18 protein-coding genes are annotated in these 20,826 nt (G+C 67.7%); 7 read left to right on the top strand and 11 right to left on the bottom strand.

Annotated features, from left to right (window positions below):
- Positions 1 to 107: 107 nt before the first annotated feature.
- Positions 108 to 701: a TetR/AcrR family transcriptional regulator gene (locus K4G53_RS01410; RefSeq protein ID WP_221383746.1), complete on the bottom strand. Its 594-nt coding sequence runs from the start codon at positions 699 to 701 to the stop codon at positions 108 to 110.
- A gap of 123 nt (positions 702 to 824) precedes the next feature.
- On the opposite strand from K4G53_RS01410, the gene K4G53_RS01405 reads away from it, so the two are divergent.
- Both K4G53_RS01405 and K4G53_RS01400 read left to right on the top strand, forming a co-directional pair.
- Entirely contained in the window at positions 825 to 2,795 is a 1,971-nt protein-coding gene (locus K4G53_RS01405; RefSeq protein ID WP_221383700.1) for a primary-amine oxidase, read from the top strand.
- On the top strand, positions 2,782 to 3,270 hold the full coding sequence (locus K4G53_RS01400) for a hypothetical protein (protein ID WP_221383699.1): 489 nt from the start codon (positions 2,782 to 2,784) through the stop codon (positions 3,268 to 3,270). The genes K4G53_RS01405 and K4G53_RS01400 overlap by 14 nt, the downstream gene beginning before the upstream one ends.
- Before the next feature lies 1 nt (position 3,271).
- On the opposite strand, the gene K4G53_RS01395 is transcribed toward K4G53_RS01400, so the two are convergent.
- The 8 genes from K4G53_RS01395 to K4G53_RS01360 form a co-directional block, all read right to left on the bottom strand.
- Positions 3,272 to 4,258 (bottom strand): NAD(P)-dependent oxidoreductase, encoded by a 987-nt coding sequence (locus K4G53_RS01395; protein WP_221383698.1) that lies wholly within the window; start codon positions 4,256 to 4,258, stop codon positions 3,272 to 3,274.
- Positions 4,259 to 4,363: 105 nt separating this feature from the next.
- Complete coding sequence (locus K4G53_RS01390) at positions 4,364 to 4,738, bottom strand: cupin domain-containing protein (RefSeq protein WP_221383697.1); 375 nt, start codon at positions 4,736 to 4,738, stop codon at positions 4,364 to 4,366.
- A gap of 164 nt (positions 4,739 to 4,902) precedes the next feature.
- Positions 4,903 to 5,649 (bottom strand): ThuA domain-containing protein, encoded by a 747-nt coding sequence (locus tag K4G53_RS01385; RefSeq protein ID WP_221383696.1) that lies wholly within the window; start codon positions 5,647 to 5,649, stop codon positions 4,903 to 4,905.
- Entirely contained in the window at positions 5,649 to 6,782 is a 1,134-nt protein-coding gene (locus K4G53_RS01380) for a Gfo/Idh/MocA family protein (protein ID WP_221383695.1), read from the bottom strand. Before K4G53_RS01380 ends, K4G53_RS01385 begins: the two co-directional genes overlap by 1 nt.
- Before the next feature lie 51 nt (positions 6,783 to 6,833).
- Positions 6,834 to 7,733 carry a carbohydrate ABC transporter permease gene (locus K4G53_RS01375; RefSeq protein ID WP_221383694.1) on the bottom strand — a complete coding sequence of 300 codons (900 nt, stop codon included), beginning with the start codon at positions 7,731 to 7,733 and terminating at the stop codon, positions 6,834 to 6,836.
- Positions 7,730 to 8,677: a carbohydrate ABC transporter permease gene (locus K4G53_RS01370; protein WP_221383693.1), complete on the bottom strand. Its 948-nt coding sequence runs from the start codon at positions 8,675 to 8,677 to the stop codon at positions 7,730 to 7,732. The genes K4G53_RS01375 and K4G53_RS01370 overlap by 4 nt, the downstream gene beginning before the upstream one ends.
- Before the next feature lie 2 nt (positions 8,678 to 8,679).
- On the bottom strand, positions 8,680 to 10,035 hold the full coding sequence (locus tag K4G53_RS01365; protein WP_308287793.1) for an ABC transporter substrate-binding protein: 1,356 nt from the start codon (positions 10,033 to 10,035) through the stop codon (positions 8,680 to 8,682).
- Between the two features lie 209 nt (positions 10,036 to 10,244).
- Positions 10,245 to 11,243, bottom strand: a complete 999-nt coding sequence (locus K4G53_RS01360) for a LacI family DNA-binding transcriptional regulator (RefSeq protein ID WP_221383692.1) — start codon at positions 11,241 to 11,243, stop codon at positions 10,245 to 10,247.
- Positions 11,244 to 11,629: 386 nt separating this feature from the next.
- Between K4G53_RS01360 and K4G53_RS01355 the strand changes: the two genes are divergently transcribed.
- Positions 11,630 to 12,919 carry an ammonium transporter gene (locus tag K4G53_RS01355; RefSeq protein WP_221383691.1) on the top strand — a complete coding sequence of 430 codons (1,290 nt, stop codon included), beginning with the start codon at positions 11,630 to 11,632 and terminating at the stop codon, positions 12,917 to 12,919.
- Positions 12,920 to 13,116: 197 nt separating this feature from the next.
- On the opposite strand, the gene K4G53_RS01350 is transcribed toward K4G53_RS01355, so the two are convergent.
- Both K4G53_RS01350 and K4G53_RS01345 read right to left on the bottom strand, forming a co-directional pair.
- Positions 13,117 to 14,139 carry a glycoside hydrolase gene (locus K4G53_RS01350; protein WP_221383690.1) on the bottom strand — a complete coding sequence of 341 codons (1,023 nt, stop codon included), beginning with the start codon at positions 14,137 to 14,139 and terminating at the stop codon, positions 13,117 to 13,119.
- Between the two features lie 55 nt (positions 14,140 to 14,194).
- Complete coding sequence (locus tag K4G53_RS01345; RefSeq protein ID WP_221383689.1) at positions 14,195 to 17,704, bottom strand: DEAD/DEAH box helicase; 3,510 nt, start codon at positions 17,702 to 17,704, stop codon at positions 14,195 to 14,197.
- Between the two features lie 229 nt (positions 17,705 to 17,933).
- On the opposite strand from K4G53_RS01345, the gene K4G53_RS01340 reads away from it, so the two are divergent.
- The 4 genes from K4G53_RS01340 (at position 17,934) to K4G53_RS01325 (ending at position 20,809) form a co-directional block, all read left to right on the top strand.
- On the top strand, positions 17,934 to 18,548 hold the full coding sequence (locus K4G53_RS01340) for a hypothetical protein (protein ID WP_260322983.1): 615 nt from the start codon (positions 17,934 to 17,936) through the stop codon (positions 18,546 to 18,548).
- Between the two features lie 105 nt (positions 18,549 to 18,653).
- On the top strand, positions 18,654 to 19,316 hold the full coding sequence (locus K4G53_RS01335; RefSeq protein ID WP_221383688.1) for a protein tyrosine phosphatase: 663 nt from the start codon (positions 18,654 to 18,656) through the stop codon (positions 19,314 to 19,316).
- Positions 19,317 to 19,461: 145 nt separating this feature from the next.
- On the top strand, positions 19,462 to 20,040 hold the full coding sequence (locus K4G53_RS01330) for an RNA polymerase sigma factor (RefSeq protein ID WP_221383687.1): 579 nt from the start codon (positions 19,462 to 19,464) through the stop codon (positions 20,038 to 20,040).
- Positions 20,033 to 20,809: a hypothetical protein gene (locus K4G53_RS01325; RefSeq protein ID WP_221383686.1), complete on the top strand. Its 777-nt coding sequence runs from the start codon at positions 20,033 to 20,035 to the stop codon at positions 20,807 to 20,809. Before K4G53_RS01330 ends, K4G53_RS01325 begins: the two co-directional genes overlap by 8 nt.
- Positions 20,810 to 20,826 lie beyond the last annotated feature (17 nt).

Below are 20,826 nucleotides of genomic sequence, written 5' to 3'. Positions count from 1 at the left end.
TACTAAGCATGCTTTCTGTTTATGTGCCCCACTTCGGCGGAATTTTTGGGCCGCAGGCGGGCTTCGGGGTCTCTGAAGCCTGTGTGTCTGCCCGAAATTCCGAGGGGTCAGGGGCGCGCCAGGAGGGCGAGGTACCCCTCCAGCTGGGCGTCGTGGCCAAAGTTGGTCTGGCCGGCCGGGGCGAGGGCCGCCTCAATCTGCGCGCCAAGCATCATGTTCAGCAGCTGGCCCGCCAGGAGGAAATCGTCGACGGCGGCAAGCACCTCGCCTGCGTCCCGCGCCTCGGCGAGGTGGCCGCGGATGGCGGCCAGCCACTCCTCCATGGACTGCCGGTGTATTTCGGCCTTTTGGGGATCGTTGACCCCCTTCTGCCAGAAGGGGATGACGATCCGGGCCTCGTTGATGCGCTCCTCGTCCAACGGCAGGACCTCCAGGCAAAAGGCGCGAAGGGCGTCCATGCCGGATTTGCCCCGCGTGACCTCGGCAATCCGCTGGTTGGTCCGGTTGAACACGTGGCCGAAGGCGAATTCCAGAAGCGTGTCCTTGGTGGGAAAGTAGGGCTTCAACGCGCCATTGGCGAACCCGGCCTCCATGGCGATCTCCCGCAGGGTGGCGCCCTCGAGGCCGTTCCGGGCGATGATGCGCCACGTGGCATCCACCAGCTCCAGGCGCCGCTCGTCATGGTCAACTATTTTCGGCACCGCTGGCCACTCCCCGGAAATATTTTCGCTCAGACTCTTGTGAGCCATGTTACGGACGTTTATTCTCTACAACTATAGAAAATAAACCCAGTGGCCGGAAACGGTCCGGACAAAGGTTCTCCCATGACGCTTGCTCCAACTGACGCTCCCAGCGGCACCGGCACCGGCACCGGCACCGCCTCCGCCTTCAGCCTTGCCACGGCCGCCGAGATCCATGAGGTGCGCTCCATCCTGCAGGAGGAAGGCCACCTTGGCCCGCAGCATCGGATCGCCTACCTGGGCCTGCTGGACCCGGCCCGCGGCACGGCTCCGGAGGACACGGACCGCCGCTTCCGCGTCTTCATCCACGACGTCTCCGGGGCAGCGCCGCGTGACGTCGTCGTCTCCGTGGCACGCCGGAAGGTGGACTCCGCCGTCGTACTCGACACCGCGGTGACCGGCGAGCTGCCGGTCCTGGAGGAGGAGTTCGAGGTGGTGGAGTCACTCCTGGCCACCGATGGGCGCTGGCTCACGGCGCTCGCAGAGCGGAACCTGGACGTGGAAAAGGTCCGCGTGGCGCCCCTGTCCGCCGGCGTTTTCGAGTACGGCGAGGAGAAGGGCCGCCGCATCCTGCGCGGACTGGCCTTCGTCCAGGAGTCCCCGGAGGACAGCGCCTGGGCTCACCCGGTGGACGGCCTCGTCGCGTACGTGGACGTGGTCAGCAAGGAAGTCACCCAGGTGATCGACCTCGGCGCCATGCCCATCCCCGCCGAGCACGGCAACTACACGGACCCGGACCTGGCCGGCCCGGTCCGCACCACCCAGAAGCCGATCAGCATCACCCAGCCTGAAGGCCCCAGCTTCACCGTCACGGGCGGGAACCACGTCGAGTGGGAAAAGTGGAGCGTGGACGTCGGCTTCGATGTGCGCGAAGGCGTCGTCCTGCACAACCTCGCGTTCGAGGACGGCGGGCGGAAGCGGCCCATCATCAACCGCGCCTCGATCGCCGAAATGGTGGTCCCGTACGGCGACCCGTCGCCGGTCCGCTCCTGGCAGAACTACTTCGACACCGGTGAATACCTGGTGGGCCAGTATGCCAACTCGCTGGAGCTCGGCTGCGACTGCCTGGGCGAGATCACCTACCTCAGCCCCGTCGTCAGCGACGCCTTCGGCAACCCGCGCGAAATCCGCAACGGCATCTGCATGCACGAGGAGGACTGGAGCATCCTCTCCAAGCACTCCGACCTGTGGAGCGGCGTCACCTACACCCGCCGCAACCGCCGCCTGGTGATCTCCTTCTTCACCACCATCGGCAACTACGACTACGGCTTCTACTGGTACCTCTACCTGGACGGCACCATCGAATTCGAAGCCAAGGCCACCGGCATCGTGTTCACCTCGGCGTTCCCGGAGGGCGGCTCGGACAACATCTCCCAGCTCGCCCCGGGACTGGGCGCACCCTTCCACCAGCACCTTTTCAGCGCCCGGCTGGACATGGCCATCGACGGGTTCGCCAACCGCGTGGAAGAGGAGGACGTGGTCCGGCAGGCCATGGGCCCCGGCAACGAGCGCGGCAACGCCTTTACCCGGAGACGGACTGTCCTGGCGCGCGAATCCGAGGGGGTCCGGGAAGCCGATGCCCGCGCAGGCCGCACCTGGATCATCTCCAACCCTGAATCCCGCAACCGGCTGGGCGAGCCCGTGGGCTACAAGCTGCACTCCCACAACCAGCCCACGCTGCTGGCGGACCCGGACTCGTCCATCGCCCGCCGCGCAGCCTTTGCCACCAAGGATCTGTGGGTCACCCGGTTCGCGGAGGAGGAGCGCTACCCCACGGGGGACTTCGTGAACCAGCACGCGGGCGGCGCCGGCCTGCCGGCATACGTGGCGCAGGACCGGGACATTGACGGCCAGGACATCGTCGTGTGGCACACCTTCGGCCTGACGCACTTCCCGCGGGTGGAGGACTGGCCGATCATGCCGGTGGACACCGTTGGCTTCAAGCTCCGGCCCGAGGGTTTCTTCGACCGCAGCCCCGTCCTGGACGTCCCGGCCAACCCGAACCAGCAGGCGTCCTCCTGCCACAGCGAGGGCGGCAGCGGTGGCTGCCACTAGCGCCGCCCCTGTCCCGGCACAGAGTTTCCCGGTACAGAGTACGACGGCGGCAGGACGGGTCCGCGCGGGCGGTCCCGTCCTGCACGCGCGGGTGGTCGCCGTGGTCACCGCCGTGTCCTGCACGGCGCACCTGTGGCTGGCCGTTTCAGGACACCACGGCCTCTGGCTGGGCGTCCTGATGGTGGCGCTCGCCTCGATCTGCTTCCCCTGCGCCGTCCATGTCTGGCGGCACAGCGGGGTGGCCGCGCTGCATCAGGTGACCGCTGCTGCCCTGGCCATGGCCGCCCTGCACGCGGTCCTGCTGCTCAGCGCGGGCGGTGCTGGACACACCCACGGCGGGGCGCCGCCGTCGTCCGCTGTTGCTGGCGCCGGCAGCACCCAACTGCTGCTGGTCCTCGCCCTGGAACTGGCGACCGCGTTGTTCGCCGCCACGCTGGTGGCCCGGCTGCGGCGGCCTGCCACTGCCCGGACCTGACTTAGCCTGCGGCGACGCCGAGAGGGCGGGCGACGTGCAGCTGGTCGTGGTCCAGCAGCCACTGGATGGACTCGAAGATGGCCTGCTCGGGCTCATAGCGGGGCGCGTAGCCCAGCACGGACGCTGCCTTGTCGATGCTGAAGCAGTGGCTGCGGTAGAGGTGGCCCCAGGAGGACTCCGCATACTCCCGTGAGGTGTTTTCGCGGAACCGGTCCCACGGAACCGATTCCAGGATCGCCGCGTGCCCGAACCAGGCGGCGGCGATGTCAGCATAGCCGCGGACCGTCAGCGCCGTCGGGGCGACGATGTTGAAGTCCTCGCCGGACGCCTCCTCCCGCCGGGCGATGGCCTTCTCGAAAGCCTGGGCAACATCATCGGCATGCACGTGGTGCATCAGTTCGGCGCCGCTGCCCGGTATCCGCAGCGGCTGGCCGGAGGAGAGGGTCTGCCAGACGGCAGGGTCGAGGTTGCCCAGCGGGCCGATGGGGTGCCAGCCGGGGCCTACGATGTGGCCGGGATGCAGCGAAGTCGTGGCCAGCCCGCCGCCGGCAGTTTCCTCCTGGAGCATCAGGGCGATCCTGTTCTTCTGGACGCCGTACTCGCCAAAGGGCTCCGCTGCCGATCCCGATCCTTCCCTGATGGGCAGCTTCAGGCTTTGCCCGTACCGCCAGATGGAGCCGCAGTGCAGCAGGTGCCCCACCTCGCCGCGGAGCCGGTGCACCAGCGATGTTGCCGAGTCGAGGGTGAAACAGACAAGGTCCACCACGGCCTCCGCTTTCAGTCCGGCCACCCGGTCCGCGAACGTCCCGTCCTGGTCTTCCTGCTGCCGGTCTGCCGTGACCTGGTGCACCTGCTGCCATTCAGGGGCATCGGCGTAGGGCTTATGGGAGCCGCGGCTGATGTTGGTGATCTCATGGCCGGCCCGGACCAGCCGGGGAACCAGGAACGAACCGATGTGGCCGCTGCCGCCGATGACGGTGACTTTCATTGCTCTCCGATCGTTGTGTTCTCCTCAACGGTAGGGCCGCGGCAGCAGGAAAGGGAGGCTTTGAGGGCCTCCCTTTCCTGATGCGGCCTGGCTTTCTCTTGCGGCTCAGGCGGGCTTGGCGAACTCGGCCGCGCTCATGATCTCGTAGCCGACGAACGTTTCGTCGTTCTCCACCCACGCATCATGGCCTGCCGGAATCGAATAGGCGTCGCCGGCACGGATAGTCATCTGGCTCCCGTCCCCAAGCTGCACGGTCAGGGTCCCGGCGGTGCAGAAGCCCAGGTGGTTGACCTGGCAGCTGTCCGTATGGACCACCGTCTTGACTGTTTCCGACCAGCGCCAGCCGGGCTCGAAGGTGAACCGGCCCAGCGTGGTGCCGCCCAGCGTGACGACGTCGACCTGGGTCATGGGCGGGCGGCGCTTTTCGTCGGGCTCGTTGAAGGACTTCGATGCAAGTTCCTTGACCGTTACTGCAGGCATTTCTGGCTCCTCAAGAGGGAGTGGTTATGAAATTCATACCCAAGCGCGCTGAGCCGCTCCGGGAATGGTCCGGCAGGGCGGGATGTGCCCGTCCAGAGCCTGCCGGACCTTGCGTGGCAACGATCCCAATGTGCGCTTACCGGCAACCGATGTCAATGATGCTGTTACTCCTGGAACCACTCCCGGGCAGGGTTCGTCACGGCGGGGGCCGAGCGGTCCAGCCCGGGCTGCGCGGCCCACTTCACGCCGTTGGCCAGGACCCGCTGCACCTGCGGGTGGTGGTACACGGGGTACTCCTGGTCCCCGGGGCTGAAGTAGAAGATGCGGCCCTTGCCGCGGGTGAAGGTGACGCCGGACCGGAACACCTCGCCGCCTGCGAAGGAGCTGATGAAGATCAGGTCGTCGGGGTCCGGGATGTCGAACAGCTCACCGTACATTTCCTGCTCGGGGATGACGATGGGGCTGTCCACGCCCTCGGCGATGGGGTGCGACGGCTTCACGGTCCACACCAGCTCCCGTTCGCCTTCGTTCCGCCAGGCCAGCGAGCAGCTGGTGCCCAGCAGTTTGGTGAAGATCTTCGCGAAGTGCCCCGAGTGGAGCACGATCAGCCCCATGCCGCCGAGCACGTGCCGGTGGACGCGTTCGACGACGGCGTCGCTCACCTCGGCGTGCGCCATGTGGCCCCACCAGAGCAGGACGTCCGTGTCGGCGAGCACCTCCTCGGCCAGTCCGTGTTCCTCGTCCGTGGCGAGGACCGCCGTCGTGATGTCCGCGTCCGGAAGGTGGGAACGCAGTCCCGCGGCGATGGCGCCGTGGATGCCGTCAGGGTAGATCTCGCCGATGTGGGACGGTTCGTTGATGGCTTCGTGGCGGCCTTCATTCCAGACCCGGATCCTCAGTTTGCCGTTCATTAGAGTCGAACCTCCCTCTGCTCCAGCGCGGACTGGTAGCACGCGTCGATGATCTGTGCGCGGTAAAGCGCCAGGGAGCCGTCATGCCTGGCCCATTCCTGCGCGCCGCCGCGCACTGCGGTCACGAAGTCTTCCACCACCGCGTCGTGGGCGCGGCCTGGCAGCACGGTAGGCACGTAGTCGGCGGATTCGCCGTCCTTGTCCGTGAACACCCGGAGCTGGCCAACCGGCGGGAACGGAGCGCCCTGCACCTTCAGCTCGGCGCCGCCGTCGGTGCCGTAAATCGTGAAATCGAGCAGGTCGTCCGTTTCCCGGTACGTTGCCCAGGCCGCCTCCAGGAGCAGGGTCCGGCCGCCTTCGAGCCGGAGGAATGCAGAGGCAAAGTCCTCGACCTCGAAGGCGTGGCTGGTGGCCTGCGCCGTGTAGCGGCTTCCGCCGCCCCTGCCCTGCGGGCCGAGCTCCGAGTGGGTGGCGGCGGAGACAGCCAGCACCTTCGGTTCGCCGAGCAGGTGCAGGGCGTAGTCCAGTGCGTGGACGCCGATGTCCGCCAGCGGTCCGCCGCCGGCAAGCTCCGGGTTGGTGAACCAGCTTCCCAGGGTGGGAATGCCCGAGCGGCGGAGCCAGGATGCCTTGGCGTAGTACGGCCGGCCCAGGCCGCCGTCGTCGATGACTTCCTTGAGGGCCTGGATGTCGCCGCGGCGGCGGTGGTTGAACGCGACGTCCAGGACGCGGCCGGCCTTGCGTGCCGCGTCCACCATGGCCTGGCCTTCGATGGCGTTGCGGGCGATGGGCTTTTCGCTCAGCACATGAATTCCCCGTTCGAGTGCCGCAATGGCGATGGGGGCGTGCAGGAAGGTGGGCACTGCCACGCTGATGGCGTCCAGGCCGCCGTGGTCCAGCATGTCGTTCCAGTCGGCGAAGGCATTCGGAATGGAGTATTCCGCCTGCAGGCTGTCCCGGAGTTCCTGCTCCATGCCTGCCAGCGACACGATCCGGACCCCGTCAAGGTCGTGGTAGGCCTTCAGGTGCTGCTGGCCGGCCCAGCCGATGCCGACCACGCCCACCCTCAACTCCCGGGACGGGGCTTCTCCTGGAGTGGCCGGCCGCTGGCTGGGGGACTGCTCGTTGTTCACGCATATTCCTTTTCTTGTGTGGTGGTACTGGTATGTGGGTGCGGGTTTTCCTCAGCCTTTGACGGCACCGGCAGTCATGCCGGACACGATACGCCTTTGGCAAAGGAGCACAAGGATGACCAGCGGGACGGTGATGATCACCGATGCCGCACTGATGGTGCCCAGCGGCTGGTCGAACTCGCTGGTGCCGCTGAAGAATGCGATCGCCACGGGAACGGGTCGGGCCTCGGGCGACGTGGTCAGGGTGACGGCCAGCAGGAATTCATTCCATACCGAGATGAACACGAGGATTGCTGTGGTCGCCAGGCCCGGGACAGCCAGGGGCAAAATGACTTTCCGGAAGGCCATGAACGGCGTGGCCCCGTCCATGTAGGCCGATTCCTCAAGCTCGCGCGGGATCTCCCTGAAGAAGGAGGTCAGGGTGTAGATGGCCAGCGGCAAGGCGAAGGTCAGCTTCGGGATGATGAGGCCCAACAGGGTGTCGTACAGCCCGATCTCGCGCCAGATCGAGAAGATCGGGGCCGCGATGGCGATGGCCGGGAACGTGGTCACCGAGAGGATCAGGGTCAGGATCAGCGCCTTGCGGCGCATCTTGAGCCTGGCGAGGGCATAGGCGGCGAAGGACGCGAACACCAGCGCCACGGTGGTGGTGACGACGGCGATGATCACCGAGTTGCGCAGGGCCAGGAGGAATTCCGGGTTCTGGAACACCGCCAGGTAGTTCCCGATGGTGGGCTGGCTCGGGAAGAGTTCGCCCTTGGACAGGCTGGGGCCGGTCTTGAGCGAGGTGTTGACCAGCCAGTAGAAGGGGATGAGCGAGAAGCCCATCACGGCCACCACGAAGACCCAGACCACCGGGTGCAGTTTTGCTTCTCCGCGGAGCCGCCTTTTCGGTGCCTTACGCAGAGGGGCCTGTGCCGTCGTCGTCCGTTGTGCGGTCAGGATGCTCATTGTTCCTCCTTGGCGACGTCCCGGATGTTCCCTCCGGCGAAGCGGATGTAGACCACCGACACGGCCATGACGGTAAGGAATGTCAGGATGGACAGCGCAGACCCTTCGCCCACCAGCCGGTTTTCGCGCAGTTGGGTGTAGGCCAGCATCGACATGGACTCGGTGCCGTTGGCGCCCCGGGTCAGCACGAACGGAAGGTCGAAGACGCGCAGTGCGTCCATGGTGCGGAAGATCGCCGCGAGCACAATTGCCGGCCGCAGGAGGGGCAGGGTGATGCCGATGAACGCCTGCCACTTGCTGGCACCATCGAGTTCCGCGGCCTCGTAGGTCTCGGCCGGGATGACCTGCAGGCCGGCCAGGATGATCAGCGCCGCGAACGGCGTGGTCTTCCAGATATCGGCAAGGACGATCACGGCCATCGCATAACCGCGCTCACCCAGCCACACCACGTCACCGCCGGGCAGGCCCAGCATGGAGAGGACGTTGGTGACCAGGCCCAGGTTGGGTTGGAACATCGTTTCCCAGGTGATCGCGCTGACCACGGTCACGACGGCGTACGGCAGGAGCACCACGGTGCGCAGCAGCGCCCGGCCCCGGAAAGCGAGGTTCAGCAGCAGGGCCATGGCCGTGCCGAGCACCAACTCCAGCGAGACCGAGAGCCCTGCGAACAGGAACGTCTGTCCGAAGGCTGCCCACCAGTGCGGGCCGGTCAGGGCGCTGACGTAGTTCTCCAGGCCGACGAAACGCGACAGGCCGGCGGTGCGGACGCTGTACTGGTTCAGCGACAGCCAGAGCGCATATCCGATGGGAACCGCAGCCACCAGCGCCATCAGGACCAGGGACGGGGCGGCCATCCGGACGGCGAGGCGCCGCTCCGCCCGGTCGCGGCCGTTCACGCCGCGACCGGACACCCCGCTGCCCGGGGAAAGGAACTTGACAGCCATGGTCAGAAGCTCGCCTTTGCGGCCTTGATCTCCCCGGCCATCGCCTTAACCGCGTCCTCCGTGGAGGCAGTACCGGACAGGACGGCGTAGACGTTCTTGTAGATCGCCTGGGAAATCTGCGGGTAGACCGGGGAGATCGGGCGCGGCTTGGCACCCTTGACCGAAGCCAGCAGTTCGGTGGCAAATGGCATCTTCGCCAGGACGCCCGCGTCGGAGTAGGCGTCCTCGTTGACCGGGGCCTGTGAGAAGTCCATGGCCACGTGCTTCTGCCAGTCCGGGGTGGTGGCGAAGTTGATGAAGGCCACGGCGGCGGCCTTGTTGGTGGAGTGCGCCGAGATGGCGAGGTTCCACCCGCCAAGGACGCCGGACGCCTTGCCGCCTTCCCAGGCCGGAAGCGGAGCCACTCCGAAGGTGCCGGCCAGCGGGGTGGCGTTGAGGAGGCGGTAGACGTGGGGCCAGTTGCGCTGGTAGCCGAAGTTGCCAGACTCATAGGCCAGGCGTGCCGGGTCCTCGTTGTAGGTCAGCACCGCGCGGTCTGCCGAGCCCTCCTTGAGGCCCTTCACCATGAAGTCCAGCACCTTCCGGCTTTCCGGCGAGTCGATCCGGACTTCTCCCTTGTCGTCCAGCACTTCTCCGCCGGCGCTGTAGAGCATCTCGAGGAAGTTCACGGTGAGGCCCTCGTACTGCTTGCCCTGGTAGACGAAGCTGTTGCCCGGTGCCCTGGCCGCCTCGCTGTAGAGCTGCTGCCATGTTTCGGGCTTGGCTACCTTGTCCTTCTGGTAGTAGATGAGCCCTGCGTTGGTGAAGAACGGCGAGGCCCAGTACTTGTCCTCGTACTTGGTGGTCTCGACGGTTGAGGGGATGAGACGTTCCTTGTTGGCCTCGACGAGTTTGGTCTGGTCCAGGAGCCAGCCCTGGGACGCGAATTCGGACGTCCAAATGACGTCGGTGAGAAAGATATCGCATTCGGTGGACTTGCCCTCGAGCCTCTGCACGGCCTGGGTGCGGGCTTCGTCGGTGGTCGCCCCGATCTCGGTGTACTTGGCGGTGACCTTGCCGTTCGCCGCGGTGAACGCCTCCGTGGTGCCCTTGTAAATGCCGGAGGCGTCTTTTCCGCCGCAGACGGTGAGGTTCCCGGCGGCGGAGTCCGCGGACGCCGGATCGGCGGCCGCCGGCTGGTCCGCCCCCTGCGGGGCCGCGCCGCCGCCGCATCCGCTGAGCAGCAGGCCCACGGCGACGGCTGCGGCCACGGCAGCGGCGGTGCGTGCGCGTCGCTGGTTACCGGCGCCGGGAGCAGTCCCGGTTGCAAGCGGTGCGGTGTCCTCCTGGAACGCGGAAGAACGTCGAATCAAATCCACAAGTGGCTCCTTTGGGGGTCTGTGGGGAAGCGCAAGGGCGCGGCGGTGCAGTACTGACCGCAGGCCCTAAGCGCGGCTTCTTTGCCTGGCTGGCTTCTTTCGATGACGGTGGAATCGATTCCAAAAATGATGCTCAACGTCATCGCGGTAACTTTGGAATCGATTCCACAGAAGTGTGACAGGGGCCACGTTGGCCTGTCAACCCTCCATCAGTTGTTGGTGGAGTCCCTGATCACCAGTTTGTGGGGGAGGAACATCCTGCCCCTGCGGTGCGGCCCCGGCGTGGTCATCCGGGCCAGGAGTGCCTCGAAGGCGAGGCGGCCCATCTCGTAGGCCGGCTGCCTGATGGTGGTCAGCTCCGGCACGCACATCTCCGCCTGCACGGAATCGTCAAACCCCACCACGGCGATGTCGTCAGGGACCCGCAGCCCGGCGTCGGTAATTGCCCGCACGCAACCCGCGGCCACGGTATCGCTGCCGCAGAACACGGCGTCGGGAAGCGGATCCGCCTTCAGGAGGTCCGTGGCCTGGGCCCGGCCGGTGCGGAAATCGAAATCTCCTTCGAAAAACAGGATCTGGTCGGGCGGCAGGCCCGCCTCAGCGGCTGCCTGGCGGAAGCCTTCCTCACGCAGCCGCCCGGAGCGGGCCGCCCGGTTGCCGATCATTGCCAGGCGCCGGGCGCCGGTCCGGATTAGGTGCCGGGTGATGTCCACGGCAGCCTGCCGGTCGTCGATGGCAACCCCGAAGGCGGCGTCGGCGTTGGCAATCTCGCAGACCTGGACAACGCTCTGCTGTTCGGCCATGTCCGCAATGTCCTCGTCCGGCATCGTGGGGGAGAACATCACCAGGCCGTCCACGGACCCGTTCCGGAGCATGTCCACCAGCTGCTGTTCACGTTCCGGGTCACCGGCCGTAGGGGCGATGAGGCTGACATACCCGGAAAGCGCGGCAGCGTCGCTGACCCCCCGGAAGGCTTCGCTGATGACCGGCGAGTTCAGGTTCTTGGCAAGCGCCAGGATGCGCATGGTGCGGTCGCGGCGCAGGTCGCGTGCCGAGGCCAGGGGGCGGTAGTTGAGCTGCCGCACGGCCGCGGTGACTTTTTCCTTGCTCGACGCACTCACTGCCGGGCTGCCGTTCAGGACCCGGGAGACGGTACCGACGGACACGCCCGCCGTTCTGGCAACGTCCTGGACTGTCGCTCGCGCCATTTCCCTTTATCCTTCCGCGGCCGGTGGCCGTAGCTGCCCCGTTTCGCTGGGCGGTTTCAGCTTAGCGGCCGTCCGCCGGGCAAGAGCGTGGCCGCCAGCGGAGCATCCTTTGGCCCCGCCGTGGCGCGCAGTCCAATGCCCGGGTCCGGGCCGCCGAAGAAGGCTGTCCGGCAAGCGTCCCGCGGGGCGCCTGGGACTGGCGTGTGGATGACTGAAACCACCATTTAACACAGCCGAAACCCACCCAAAAATGGCCGCCATACAGTTGGAAGCAGACGGCAACAGCCGCCCCTCCGCTGAACGTGGCCCCTCCGTCCACGTCCCTCCACGGAGCGGCCCTGGCGGCAACTTACCGTTCTCTCTTCGCATCTTGAAAGGGGTTTCCCATGGATTCGGGAAATGTCGCTTGGATTTTGGCCAGCTCGGCGCTGGTCTGCATGATGATCCCCGCCCTGGCCCTGTTTTATGGGGGCATGGTGGGCTCGCGCCGCATCCTCAACATGATGATGATGTGCTTCGGCGGCGCCAGCCTCGTTGCAGTGCTTTGGGCGCTGTTCGGTTACTCCATGGCCTTCGGCAACTCCGTGGGCGGCCTGGGACTCATCGGTGACGTCACCGAGTTCCCCGGCATGGGGCAGCTGCTGGCCGCGGACGAGGGGGCGTCCATCCCGGTCATTCTGTTTGCCGCGTTCCAGCTGTTCTTCGCCTGCGTTACCACGGCGCTGGTAGCCGGAGCCGCTGCCGGACGCATGAAGTTCGGCGCCTGGATGCTGTTCGCAGGCATCTGGGCCACCATTGTCTACTTCCCCATTGCGCACTGGGTGTTCGCTTTCAACTCGGCGGACGGCAGCTCGGTGGGGGGCTGGATTGCCAACGGCATCAAGGCCATCGACTTCGCCGGCGGCACCGCGGTGCACATGAACGCCGGCGCCGCAGCCCTGGCCCTGGCGCTGGTCCTGGGCAAGAGCTCCGGCTGGCCCAAGGTGGAGCACGCCAAGCCGCACAGCCGGCCGCTGGTACTGGTGGGCGCAGGCCTGCTGTGGGTGGGCTGGTTTGGCTTCAACGCCGGCTCCGCGCTCTCCGCCGGCCAGTCGGCGTCGGTGGTCTTCCTGAACACCGCGGTGGCAGCTTCCGCAGGCCTCCTTGCGTGGGCCCTCGTGGAGCGGGTGCGCCATGGCGCAGCCACCAGCATGGGTGCCGCGTCCGGCCTGATCTCCGCCCTGGTGGCCATTACCCCCGCCTGTGGCGCGGTCAGCCCGCTCGGTGCCCTGGCCATCGGCGCCATCGCCGGTGCTGTCTGCTCGCTCGCCATCGAGCTGAAGTTCCGGCTCGGCTTTGATGACTCGCTCGACGTCGTCGGTGTCCACCTGGTGGGAGGCATCCTGGGCACCCTGCTGATCGGGCTCTTCGCCACGGACGCAGCACCCAATGCCGTCAGCGGCCTGTTCTACGGCGGCGGTTTCGAACTGCTGGGCGTGCAGTCCCTCGCCACCGTCACGGTGCTGGTCTACTCCTTCGGCATCACCTGGGTCCTGGCCAAGATCCTGGACAAGACCATTGGCCTGCGCATCAAGCCCGAGGACGAACTGCGCGGCATCGACCTCGCAGCGCACTCCGAGCTGGCCTACCTGACGGACGAGGACCCGGTGGAACTGGGCTCACCGCAGCGGATCTAGACCCTCCAAGCCGCCGGGCGCCCGCCTGCTGGGGGCGGCGCCCGGTGCACGAGCCTGGGGTGCACACCAGGGTCCCAGCACACGAGTCAGGGCCAGACCTTGGACCGGTGCCGGCAGCCGCCGGCTTATAGTTCCAGGGTTTGGCCCTTCGTTGTGCCCGACGACATTCCGCCCCGGCACTCAGTGCTCCACTTTTCTCAGTGCTCGACGCACACCAGGATGCCGTCCCGCACCTCCAGCACCGCTGCACGGACATGGCTGAGGCGGGTCCGCGGATCCGGCGCCATCCTGTCGATCTCCTCGCCGCCCCAGTAGGGGTGCGTGAAGTAGACCAGCAGCGCACGCTGCGTACCGTCGTCGGACGTTCGAGTGTCCGCAAGGGGCACCACGTCCGCATGGCGCCCGACGACGGGCCTTCCGTCCACGCTCTCCGGCGCCGTGAGGATCAGCCCGTCCAGATGGTCCTGCCGGGTCCAGCCTCCTGCACCGTCGTCCGAACGGTACACGGCCTGGCCGCGCCATTCGTCCACGACCATCCAGTAGCTGCCGCCGAGCCGGAAGACCTTGGGCCCTTCGTGCGGGCGGCCCGGGATGGCCACGCCTTCCAAAGTCCACGACGACGGGTCCTCCGGGGTATCGCTCACCGCGCTGCAGGTGTTGGAGCCGCGGGACTCGTCCTTGTACCAGAGCCGGTACCGGCCGTCCCCGCACCGGGCCACGGCGGCGTCGATCACCCGCGGCGAGTCCAGGTCGATGCGGCCCAGGTACTCCCACGTCTCCAGGTCCCGGCTCGCGAACTGGACGATCCCGGCGCTGCCGGTCCAGTCGGTCCGCCTGCCGCCCAGGACCGTGAGGTACATGATCCATTGGTCCCCAATGCGGACGACGTCGGGCGCCCAGAGGGTTGCCGGCAGTTCCGTTCCGGGCGGGACGAGTCCGTCCACGGTGCCTTGATAGCGCCAGGTTGCGCCGCCGTCGGAAGATCTCGCGACGCCGATGCCGGTCCCGTGCACCCATTCGACGCCGCTGAGCCCCGGCTGCGTGGCGCGGCGCTGGGTGTAGAACAGGACCCACTCGCCCTTCAGGTGGTCGGCGACCAGGACCGGGTCGGTGGGTCCGTCCCAGGCCGGATCGCGGTACGGGACTGTGAAGGCGTCCGGGCGCAGGGGAGCCAGTGCCGGCAACGCCGGGGTTTCCTGGGCGGACTGCTGCTGGGGCATGGGGGTCTCCAACGTTGTAGTTTTGCGTTGGGGACCAGCATAGGCTGCCGGGACCCTACTCCTTGAACAGCCCGGCAAGGTCCTCGGCCGTGATGGCTCCGCCGGCCAGGGCGTCGCCTTCCATGACGTCCGCGAAGAGCTGCGACTTCCGGGTCTTCAGTGCCATGACCTTTTCCTCAATGGTGTCCTTCGCGACCAGCCGGTACACCATCACGTTGCGCGCCTGGCCGATCCGGTGCGTCCGGTCCACCGCCTGCGCCTCGGAGGCAGGGTTCCACCACGGATCGAGCAGGAAGACGTAGTCGGCCTCCGTGAGGTTGAGCCCAAAACCGCCGGCCTTCAGCGAAATGAGGAACACCGGCGCGCTGCCGTTCTTGAACTCGCTGACCACGTCGGCACGGTTCCGCGTGCCGCCGTCGAGGTAGCAGTATTCGATCTGCTCCTCGTCCAGCCGCTCGCGCACCTTCCCCAAAAAACCGGTGAACTGGCTGAAGATCAGCGCCCGGTGCCCCTCGGCCACCAGGTCCTCGAGCTGCTCGAACAGGACGTCCAGCTTGCTGGACCGGACGGCGGACAGCGCGGGGTCCACCAGCGAGACGTCCAGGCTGAGCTGCCGCAGCAGCGTCAGCGACTGGAAAATCGTGAACCGGTTCTTGTTGACGTCCTCGATCAGGCCCAGGATTTTTTGCCGCTCGCGCTGCAGGTGCGTCTGGTAGACCTTCTGGTGGCGCGGGTTCAGCACCACTTCCAGCACCTGCTCCTGCTTGGGCGGCAGGTCCTTGATCACCTGGTCCTTGGTGCGCCGCATCATCAGCGGCCGGACCCGGCGCCGCAGCTTCTCCAGCTTCCCCTTGTCGCCGTTCTTCTCCACCGGCTTCTGGTAGTACTCCGCGAACCGTTTGGGGCTGGAGAACAGTCCGGGAGCCACGATGGACGTGAGCGCCCAGAACTCCATGAGGTTGTTCTCCAGCGGCGTGCCGGTGATAGCCAGCTTGAACCCGGCCGGCAGCTTCCGCGCGCACTGGTAGGCCTTGGACTGGTGGTTCTTCACGAACTGCGCCTCGTCCAGGACCAGGCCCGCCCAGCGCAGGGAGGCATAGGAGTCGTAGTCGATGCGGAACAGGGCATAGGAGGTGATGACGACGTCGGCCCCGCCCAAGGACTCCACCGGGTCCAGCCCGCTCTTGCCGAACGTCTCACCGACAGTCCGGACGGTGAGGCCGGGGGCGAACCGGGCGGCTTCGAGGGCCCAGTTGCCCACCACGCTGGTGGGCGCCACCACCAGGAAAGGCGCGACGGCGGCGGGCCGGCCTGCGGACGTGGCGGCAGCACCGCCGTCGGCGTGGTCTTCGGACGCGTGGTCCCGTGGCGCGGCCGCCGCGGCAGTTTCAACGGCCAGTTCCTTCGCCGCGCACATCAGTGCCAGCGCCTGGACAGTCTTGCCGAGGCCCATGTCGTCCGCGAGGACGCCGCCCAGGCCGTGCTTATAGAGGAAGGAGAGCCAGTTGTAGCCCTCCAGCTGGTACGGGCGCAGCTCGGCGTTCAGGGACGATGGCAGTGGCAGCCCGTCGGTGCCGCCTTCCAGGAGCCCGCCCACCGTCGACCGCCACGCTGCCGCCTGCTGGTCGACGATGCCCAGCTGCGCCAATTCGTCCCACAGCCCTGCCTGGAAGCGGCTGATCTGCAGCGGCGCGTCCTTGGTGTCCTGCAGCGAGCGGGCCTCCTCGATCAGGGCCCGCAGCTGATGCAGTTCCGGCAGGTCCAGTGAAAAGTAGGCGCCGCTGGGCAGCAGCATCTTGGTCTGGCCGGCGGCGAGGGCGGAAAACACCGCGGCGAAGGAGACCGGCTGGCCTTCCAGGGAAATCTGGATGCCGAGGTCGAACCAGTCCCGCTGCTCGGTGGCCTTGGTGGAGATGGAGACCACGGGGGCTTCCCCGGCCTCCCGGTAGTCGGCGATGTCACCCGCCGTCTCCACCTCGACGTCCGGAGCCTCGCGCAGGCGCGGCAGCACTTCCTCGGTGAACGCCAGCGTGTCCAGGCCCGTCAGCTCGGCCGATGCCGCCAGCCGGGGCGTACCCCAGCCGCCGGTGGCGGATTCGCCCAGGGCGGCCACCACCTCCCACGGCTGGCCGACGCCTTCCAGGATGCGGGATTCCGCAGTGTCGTCGCGGTAGCCGGCATCGCCGGGGTGCCGCCACAGGGGCTGCGCCGTGACCAGCTTGCCGGTCCGGTAGTGCCACTCCCAATGCAGCCGGACCCGGTGGTCGGCCCCGTAGTTGGCCAGCAGGGACAGGGTGGGAACAGCCAGCTCCGGCAGCTCCACGGACTCGTCCCGCGCGCTGACCCGGGCGGTCTGCTTGAGCTTGGGATAGAAATTAGTGAGGAAGCGCGTCTCGTCCTTGGCCGGAATATGCAGGTGGCTCCCGGCCGTGACGAACGCCAGCAGCTCCGCACTGAGCCCGCTCTCCAGCGGCGCCAGGGTGATGAGGCCGTCGGGGTCGGGCACCCCGGGGAGCGAGGCCTCACCTGTGGTGAAGAAGATGCCGTGGGCCGGGCGGCCGATCGTCCCCACGGATGCCGGATCAACCTCTTCGCCCTCAACGGTGATGGTCGGCGCCAGCTCGAGCCCGCCGTCGGACTTTTCCGGGGAGGGCGCCGCGGCACCGCCTTCAGCGCTGCCCGGTTCGGCCACGGGCGTGCCGTACCGGCTCAGGGAAAGCCCGACGGCGGCGGGGGCCTCCGCGAGCCGGACCGGTTCGCTGCCGCGCGAGTGGACCAGGGCGAGTCCGATCTTTTTGGCATCGGACAGCAGGCCCCAGAGGTTCTTCCCCGCGTAGGAGTTCAGGCCCAGCCACAGTCCGGCGGAGTTGTGGATCCGGCTGGCGGAGGAGGAATGGCCGGCCAGGAACTCCTGCAGCCACTCAACATGCGCCTGGTTCGATTCGCGCCGGAAGTTCAGGTAACTCAGGGTGTTCCAGGAAACGTCGCCGCGGATCCACTTGCCCTTGGCGCCCATGATGACGGGCCGGACCTTGAGCTGGCGGACGCCGCGGACCGGATCCCGGCGGCCGGTGTAGGAAAAGTGCGGCGGCGGTTCTTCAATCTCGAACTGCAGCGCCAGGGGAACGCCGGCGGCCGAGGGCGTGGTACCGGGCTGGGAGATCAGCGGGCTCAGTGCCTGTTCCCAGTCCGAAAGGGCTGCGGAGGGCGCGTGGGACACTTGGGTTGACGCCGACGGAGTTAGCAACTGGACGCGGATGGCCGGGTTGTCCTCCGCCGCGAAGAGCAGTGCCGCCACGTGTTTGCAGTCCTTGCGGACCGGGCAGCTGCACACGCCTACGGTGCAGCTCCAGCCGCCCCCGCGCCGGACCAGCTTGGCCGTGGTGGAGTACGGAACGTCCGCGCCTCCCCGGACCTTGCCCAGCATCAGCCCCGTCCCGGCGTCGAACGATATCCCCGAGACGCGGCTGGCCATGGCATAGGCCAGCCCGGCCGCGAGGGAGCGGTCGTTGATCGCGGGAGTCTGTATTGCCAGGGCCGCACTTTCGTCCGGTTGGGTTGGCATGGAACGCTACTTTCAGCAGGCCACGGCGGAGCCGGGTCCGGTGGGTGGTTATCTGATCCATCTTAGTTCGCCGGGCGGCAGCCCATGGCCGCGCCGCCTGCCGCCGGAGGTTCCCCAACAGACCCGGAAACTTCGCCTGGCGTTCATTTTTTCTCCAGCACTGGCGTGAACTGGCGGCCGTACCGTGAAGGCGTCCACAGCGCCACCAGTACCAGCAGTAAGGATTCCCATGATCACCAGCCAGCAGCCCGTCGTCCTGACCAGCAGCAGCGTCGAAGCCGGCAGCGAGGAAGCGGTGGCGGCCAACGTCAGCGTGGTGGACGCCATGCATGCCGCCCTCCTGCACCTGGAGGAGATGTCCCCGGCAGCAGTCCGCAGCTACTACGTGGATTTCTACCTCAGCCAGGCACTGGAGGGCGGGTTCGCGCAGTACGTCTTCACCGCAGGGGACCGCGCGGAGACGGACACCCTGATCCGGGAAGGCATGGCGGGCATGGGGGCGGCCGCCCACCTGGACCTCTTCAACCGCACGGTCGAGGCGTACGACAGCCTGTCCGACGAAGATGCCGTGCACTACCTGGACGGCACACCGGACGAGCGGGGAGACATTCCCGACGGCGTCCTCCGGATGGAGGAGCTCGACGGCGAGTTCGAGGAACTGCTGGAACGTGAAAACATCACCGCGCTCAACGCGGCCTGGTTGTGCCGGCAGGCGGACCTGCTGGTCCTCGACGACGAAGAAGTGGGCGCCTACATCCAGCACCTGGCCGCCCGGATCCCGGACCTGGAGGAGCGCCGGGCCAGGGTGGTCGCGGACCTGCTTGCGGACGCGTTCATCGACTGAATCCCTGCCGGCCGTAACCTTTGCGGGGTCCGGGGCGATATAGCAGGTGATGGGTCCGCCAGCCGGATCCAGTAGGACGTGTCGTCAAGGTTTGGAGAAGTAAAGATGTCTGTGTTCACCGTTCTCGCCACCAGCAAAGTTGCCGCTGGAGTCCTGGCAGCAGGAACCCTGGCTGTAGGAGGCACCGGTGCCGCCGCTGTCTCGGGTGTCCTCCCCACCGAAGCCCAGCAGACCGCCCACGAACTCTTTGGTGCCCCGGCCCCGAAGCAGGCAGCCGAGGCCGCAGCGGACGCAACCGCAACCGCAACCGCCACCGCGACTGCTGAAGCAGAGACCGGCGCCACGGCGGAGGCTTCCGAAAGCGGGGCCACCGCCAGCACCTCGGCCTCCGCTGACGCCAACACCGCAGTGGACGCCGCCGGTCCCGCCGCCCTGGGCCTCTGCACCGCGTACACCAACGGCGGCCTGGACGCTTCCTCGAAGGCGTTTTCCTCGCTGTCCATCGCCGCCAAGGGTGACGCGAACATCGAGAGCTACTGCACCGATGTCGTAGCCAAGGCTGAGGCCGCCGCCAAGGGCAGCGCCGAAGCGAAGGGCTCCGCCTCCGCAAAGGTTGAGCGTCCCGAGGTTCCGGCTGTTCCGTCCGCCCCCGCGGTTCCGGCTGTTCCTGCCGTTCCGGGCGTCGACGGCGAGCCCGCCGTTCCTGCCGTGCCTGCTGTTCCGGCCGGGGGCAACGCGGTCCACGCTCCGTCGGTTTCTGTCCGCTAAGACAGTTGGCCTAGTCTGGACTGCGGCTGCAGCCGCAGTCCAGGCAGCCGGGCAGCAGCCCGGAAAGACCCGCAACGAGGCAGCCGGAAAACCATGGGGGCGGGCAGTCCGCGCCGGAAACCGGGAGTGGCATGCGCCCCCCGCGATGGAGGAGCCGCTGGTGCTGGACACTTTGGCCCAGGACGAGATTGACATATTCGACGACACGGCCGGGACGGATCCGGCCGTGTTGTTCGACGTTGCCTACCGCACCTTCGCCGGCCCGGTACAGGGGTACCTCAAGGCGCGCGGGCTCGATGATCCCGAGGCCGTCACCCAGGACGTTTTCCTGGCTTTTTACCCCAGGATCGGCAGCCTCACCGGCGGGGTGCAGGGCGCCAAATCGCTGCTCTTCTCGATTGCCCACGCCCGCATGGTGGATCACTACCGCCGGCTGGAACGCCGGCCGCAGCTCACCCCGTATGACCCCCTGACGGACGGCCGGACCACGCCCTCCGCGGAGGACCATGCCGTCGAACTGGCCAGCGGCGCGGAAGCCATGCTGGAAGGACTCAGCGAGGAACACCAGGAGGTCCTGGCCCTTCGCGTCGTGGCCGACCTGTCCATCGACCAGGTGGCCGCCATCATGGGCAAGAGTGCCGGAGCCGTCAAGCAGCTCCAGCGCAGGGCCCTCCAAAACCTCAAGGCACAAACGCTCAAAAGAAACCAGGCGAACAATGAGTGACACCGCAGGCTCCCGCAACGACCGGTTCGTTGACCAGCTCCTGCTCGAAGCGGACCTGGACGACGACGGCCAGCTTCGTCCCGCCCTGCTCCAGCTGCGTGCGCTGGCAGCGCAGGCGCCCGCGCCGTCTGCCGACGTCGCCGCGCTGATGGCCGGTGCCGGCACTGCCCGCGCCGCCAGCCCGGCAACGGCAACGCTGACCGCCGTCGACCTGCAGGTCGTGGAACCGGCCACCGCCCAACCCGCCGCCATGCGCCATGCCGGGCGCCCGGCCGACGAGCTGGCGGCCCGCCGCAGGGCGAAGCGCCGCATCACGCTGACCACGTTGTCGGTGGCTGCCTCGCTCGCCGCCGGCGGTGCGGTCGCCGTCGCCTCCGACCAGGGCCTCCGCGACTCCTTCGCCCAGCTGAACCAGGCCGTCACGTCGTTCGTGACCGGGACTTCCGCAGCGCCCACGGGAAGCACCGGCGGCGATGTGCCGGCTCCCCGTCCGGCTGCCCCGGCACCGTCAACGAGCCCGGACGCCGTCCCCACCGCCGCGGCAACCGCGCCGGCCCCCGCTGCCGGGACGCCGTCGACCGCGCCGGGCCGGCCGGGCAATGCTCCCACGCACGGACAACCGGGCGGGAAGAACCCCGCGCAGCCGACAACGCCGGGCTCCGTCGCGGAGGACGTCAGGAAGGGCCTCGATGAGGCCCCGAAGCTGCCCGTTCCCGCCCCGACGGAGATGCCGCTGCCCAGCAAGATCCCGGACGTTCCGCTGCGGTAGTGCCGCTGCCCGAAGGC

The organism is Arthrobacter sp. MAHUQ-56 (genome assembly GCF_019710585.1).
Taxonomy (GTDB): domain Bacteria; phylum Actinomycetota; class Actinomycetes; order Actinomycetales; family Micrococcaceae; genus Arthrobacter.
This window is presented reverse-complemented; position numbering and strand designations above follow the sequence as displayed.